Genomic DNA, 4,447 nt, shown 5'->3' on the forward strand with positions numbered 1-4,447 from the left:
GGCCATCCCCTCGCGAAGCGCGAACCGGTGCAGGCCGCGCACGGCGCTGGCCGCGCGGGCCGCCGACGACACCGCCAGCGGCGGATGCTCGTCGTCGCCGGCGCGCAGCCGGGCCAGGTGCGATTCGACCTCGGCGGCTCCGACGGCGGCCAGGTCGGTCACCCCGGCGGCGGCCAGGGTGGCGAGGTAGCGGTCCAGGTCCCGGCGGTACGACGAGAGCGTGTTGGCGGAGAGCCCGCGCTCGACGGTGAGGTGGTCGAGGTAGCCGCGGACGGCACGGCGCAGGGCCGGCGCGGGTTCCACCCCCGCGCCGGCCCTGTCCTGCGTTGCGGTCAGGCCAGCACCTCGGCCAGCGGCAGCGTCTCCATGCCGTGCGCCTCGGCGACCGGGCCGTAGACGACCTGGCCGGCGTGGGTGTTCAGGCCCAGGGCGAGGGCCGGGTCGCGGCGCAGCGCCTCCCGCCAGCCGTGGTTGGCCAGCTCCAGCGCGTACGGCAGGGTGACGTTGGTCAGCGCGTGGGTGCTGGTGTTCGGCACCGCGCCGGGCATGTTCGCCACGCAGTAGAAGATCGACTCGTGCACCTTGTAGACCGGGTCGGCGTGCGTGGTGGGACGCGAGTCCTCGAAGCAGCCGCCCTGGTCGATGGCGATGTCGACGAGCACGCTGCCCGGCTTCATCCGGGAGACCAGCTCGTTGGAGATCAGCTTCGGGGCCTTCGCACCCGGCACCAGCACCGCGCCGATGACCAGGTCCGCGTCGAGCACGGCCCGCTCGATCTCGTACGCGTTGGAGGCGACGGTCTGCAGGTGCCCGCGGTAGATCGCGTCGGCCTGGCGCAGCCGGGCGACGTTCTTGTCCAGCAGCAGCACCTCGGACTGCAGGCCCAGCGCGATCGCGGCGGCGTTCATGCCGGAGACGCCGGCGCCGATGACCACGGTCTTCGCCGCGTACACGCCGGAGACGCCGCCCGGCAGCACGCCGCGGCCGCCGCCGGTGCGCATCATGTAGAAGGCGCCGACCTGCGGGGCGAGCCGGCCGGCCACCTCCGACATCGGGGCGAGCAGGGGCAGCGAGCGGTCCGGCAGCTCCACCGTCTCGTACGCGATGCCGGTGACCTTGCGGTCGACCAGTGCGTCGGTGCACTCCTTCGAGGCGGCCAGGTGCAGGTAGGTGAAGAGCACCTGCCCCTCGCGCATCCGGTGGTACTCCTCGGCGACCGGCTCCTTGACCTTGAGCACCAGCTCGGCGGCGTCCCACACCTCGTCGGCGCCGCCCAGGATCTTGGCGCCGGCCGCCGCGAACTCGTCGTCGCTGATGCTGGAACCGACCCCGGCGCCGGACTCGACGAAGACCTCGTGACCGTGGCGGGTGAACTCGTTGACGCCCGCGGGCGTGATCGCCACGCGGTACTCGTGGTTCTTGACCTCGCGTGGGATTCCGACCTTCACGATGCAGACACCTCTCTTCGGGGCTGCTCACCCCCGACTGCTCGGCGCCGCGACGGCCCCATTGCCGGCGCGGTCCACCGGTCCCGCCGGCGGCAGTCTAGGCGCGCGACCAGCCTGCGCGAGGCAGCACAGTGACATCCGGTGGCCGACTGTCCTGACGAACTGTCAGGCGTGGCAGTGGGCCGGTCGACCGGAGTCGTCGCCAGCCGTCGGGACGACGTTCACCCTCATCGTCCCACCAGGCGGACCGCTGCGCCGACCGGACGCGAAGGGAAACACGTGGCGTGTCAGCACCGTCCCGCGCCGGCACGAAAAGGGCCGCGCGGTGTGACCGCGCGGCCCCGTTCCGTACGTGCGCTCAGCGTGGCAACGGCGCGTCCGCCCGGCGCAGCACCGACCAACCGGCGTCCCGGGCCCGGGCGGCGGCGAGCAGCCCGGCCACGCAGGAGGCGTTGGTGATCTCCCCGGCCAGCACCATCCCGACCGCCTCGTCCAGGTCGACCCGGACCACCTGGAGGTCGGCCTCCTCGTCGCGGCGGTCGTGCCGCTGCTCGGCCGGCACGTCCGCCAGGTCGCGGGCCAGGAAGACCCGGACCACCTCGTCGGAGAAGCCCGGCGAGCTGTGCAGGTCGACCAGCACGTCGATGCTGCCGGCCGTCAGGTCGGCCTCCTCGGCCAGCTCCCGCGCCGCCGCGGCGGCGAGGTCCTCGCCGCTGACGTCCATCAGGCCGGCCGGCAGCTCCCAGAGGTGCCGGCCCACCGGGTGCCGGTACTGCCGGATCAGCACCACCTGGCCGGCCTCGTCCAGCGCCACCACGGCCACCGCGCCGACGTGCTTGACGTAGTCCCGCGGCGCCGTGCCGCCGCCCGGCATGGTCACCTCGTCGGTGACCACCGTGAAGATCCGACCGGACCAGCGCTCCTGGCGGTCGGTCACCTCGTAGCGGTGCTCGACGGCGCTCATGATGACGCCTTCATTCGCGACTGCGGGGCTCGCAAACCCGGCTCACTCCTCGCGCTCACGAGGCGGACGCCGCCTTCGCCGCGGCGGCGCCGTTGCGGCTCGCGTTCTCCGCCGGGTCCAGCTCCACCGGGAGCTGGTCCGCCTCGGAGTACGCGACGGCGGCCTTGACGAACGCGGCGAAGAGCGGGTGCGGCCGGGTCGGCCGGCTCTTCAGCTCCGGGTGCGCCTGGGTGGCCACGAAGAACGGGTGCAGGTTCCGGTCCAGCTCGATGAACTCGACCAGCCGGCCGTCCGGGGAGGTGCCGGAGATCTGCAGCCCGGCCTTGGTGAGCTGGTCCCGGTACGCGTTGTTCACCTCGTACCGGTGCCGGTGCCGCTCGCTGACGTCGGTGCTGCCGTACGCCTCGGCGACCAGCGAGCCCTCGGTCAGCTTCGCCGGGTACGCCCCGAGCCGCATGGTGCCGCCCAGGTCGCCCTTGCCGGCGACGATGTCCTCCTGGTCGGCCATGGTGGCGATGACCGGGTGCTTCGCCTCCTCGTCGAACTCCAGCGAGTTCGCCCCGTCGAGGCCGGCCAGGTGACGGGCCACCTCGATGGTCATGCACTGCAGGCCGAGGCAGAGGCCGAGCAGCGGGATGCCGTTCTCCCGGGCGTACCGGGCGGTACCGATCTTGCCCTCGATGCCCCGGACGCCGAAGCCGCCGGGGATGACGATGCCGTCCACGCCGGCCAGGGCGGCCGCTGCGCCGGCCGAGGTGACGCAGTCGTCGCTCGGCACCCAGCGCAGCTGCACCCGGGCCCGGTGGCCGAACCCGGCCGCCCGGATCGCCTCGCTCACCGACAGGTACGCGTCGGGCAGGTCGACGTACTTGCCGACCAGCGCGACGGTGACCGTGTGGTGCGGCTGGTGCACCCGGTCGAGCAGGTCGTCCCAGCGGGTCCAGTCGACGTCGCGGAAGGAGACCCCGAGCCGGCGCACCACGTACGCGTCGAGGCCCTCGCGGTGCAGCACCTTCGGGATGTCGTAGATGCTCGGCGCGTCCGGGGCGGCGGTGACCGCCTCCCGGTCCACGTCGCAGTAGAGCGAGAGCTTCTCCTTGACCTTGTCCGGGATGTCCCGGTCGCAGCGGAGCACCAGGGCGTCCGGCTGGATACCGATGCTGCGCAGCTGCGCGACCGAGTGCTGGGTCGGCTTGGTCTTCAGCTCGCCCGACGGCGCCAGGTACGGCACCAGCGAGACGTGCAGGTAGAAGCAGTTGTCCCGGCCCAGGTCGTGCCGGACCTGGCGGATCGCCTCGAGGAACGGCAGCGACTCGATGTCACCGACCGTGCCACCGACCTCGGTGATCACCACGTCCGGCACCTGGCCGTCGGCGTCCGGCTCGGCCATGCCGAGGATCCGCGACTTGATCTCGTTGGTGATGTGCGGGATGACCTGGACCGTGTCGCCCAGATACTCGCCGCGCCGCTCCTTGGCGATCACCGCCGAGTAGATCTGGCCGGTGGTGACGTTCGCCTTGCCGGACAGCGCCCGGTCGAGGAACCGCTCGTAGTGCCCGACGTCGAGGTCGGTCTCGGCGCCGTCCTCGGTGACGAAGACCTCGCCGTGCTGGAACGGGTTCATCGTCCCGGGGTCGACGTTGAGGTACGGGTCGAGCTTCTGCATCACCACGCGCAGCCCGCGCGCGGTCAGCAGACTGCCGAGGCTGGAGGCGGTGAGGCCCTTACCCAGCGAGGAGGCGACGCCCCCGGTGACGAAAATGTGCCTGGTCGTCCGTGCTGAAGGGGCCAAGGCCTGCTCCCGTGTCGTCCGTAGCGGTCGTGCGAACCGCCGTGCCGATCAGCAGAGTGATCACGCGATCCACGGGACTCCACGGTAACACCTCTCCCGGCTTCTGCCCGCCTCGCACCCGCCGTCGGCGCACGTCGAGCCCCATCCGGTTCAGGCGGTGGGCACCTCGGTCGATGCCGGGCCGGGCTGGGCGGGCAGGTTGACCGGTCGCCCGGCGGGTCGACCGGGCGCCCGGCGACTCGA

4 protein-coding genes are annotated in these 4,447 nt (G+C 72.5%); all 4 read right to left on the reverse strand.

Annotation, left to right across the window (positions count from 1 at the left end; genetic code table 11):
• A partial coding sequence (locus tag DKL51_RS00495; RefSeq protein WP_185734655.1) for a site-specific integrase occupies positions 1-336 on the reverse strand: 336 nt, incomplete at its 3' end.
• Positions 333-1,448 (reverse strand): alanine dehydrogenase, encoded by a 1,116-nt coding sequence (ald, locus tag DKL51_RS00500; protein ID WP_109947961.1) that lies wholly within the window; start codon positions 1,446-1,448, stop codon positions 333-335. The genes ald and DKL51_RS00495, both read right to left, overlap by 4 nt.
• Positions 1,449-1,806: 358 nt before the next feature.
• Positions 1,807-2,412, reverse strand: coding sequence for an NUDIX domain-containing protein (locus DKL51_RS00505; protein ID WP_109947960.1), 606 nt, complete (start codon positions 2,410-2,412; stop codon positions 1,807-1,809).
• 55 nt (positions 2,413-2,467) lie between these two features.
• Positions 2,468-4,204, reverse strand: coding sequence for a CTP synthase (pyrG, locus tag DKL51_RS00510; RefSeq protein WP_109947959.1), 1,737 nt, complete (start codon positions 4,202-4,204; stop codon positions 2,468-2,470).
• Positions 4,205-4,447 lie beyond the last annotated feature (243 nt).

It is taken from the genome of Micromonospora globispora, assembly GCF_003857015.1.
In the GTDB taxonomy this organism is placed as follows: Bacteria; Actinomycetota; Actinomycetes; order Mycobacteriales; family Micromonosporaceae; genus Micromonospora; species Micromonospora globispora.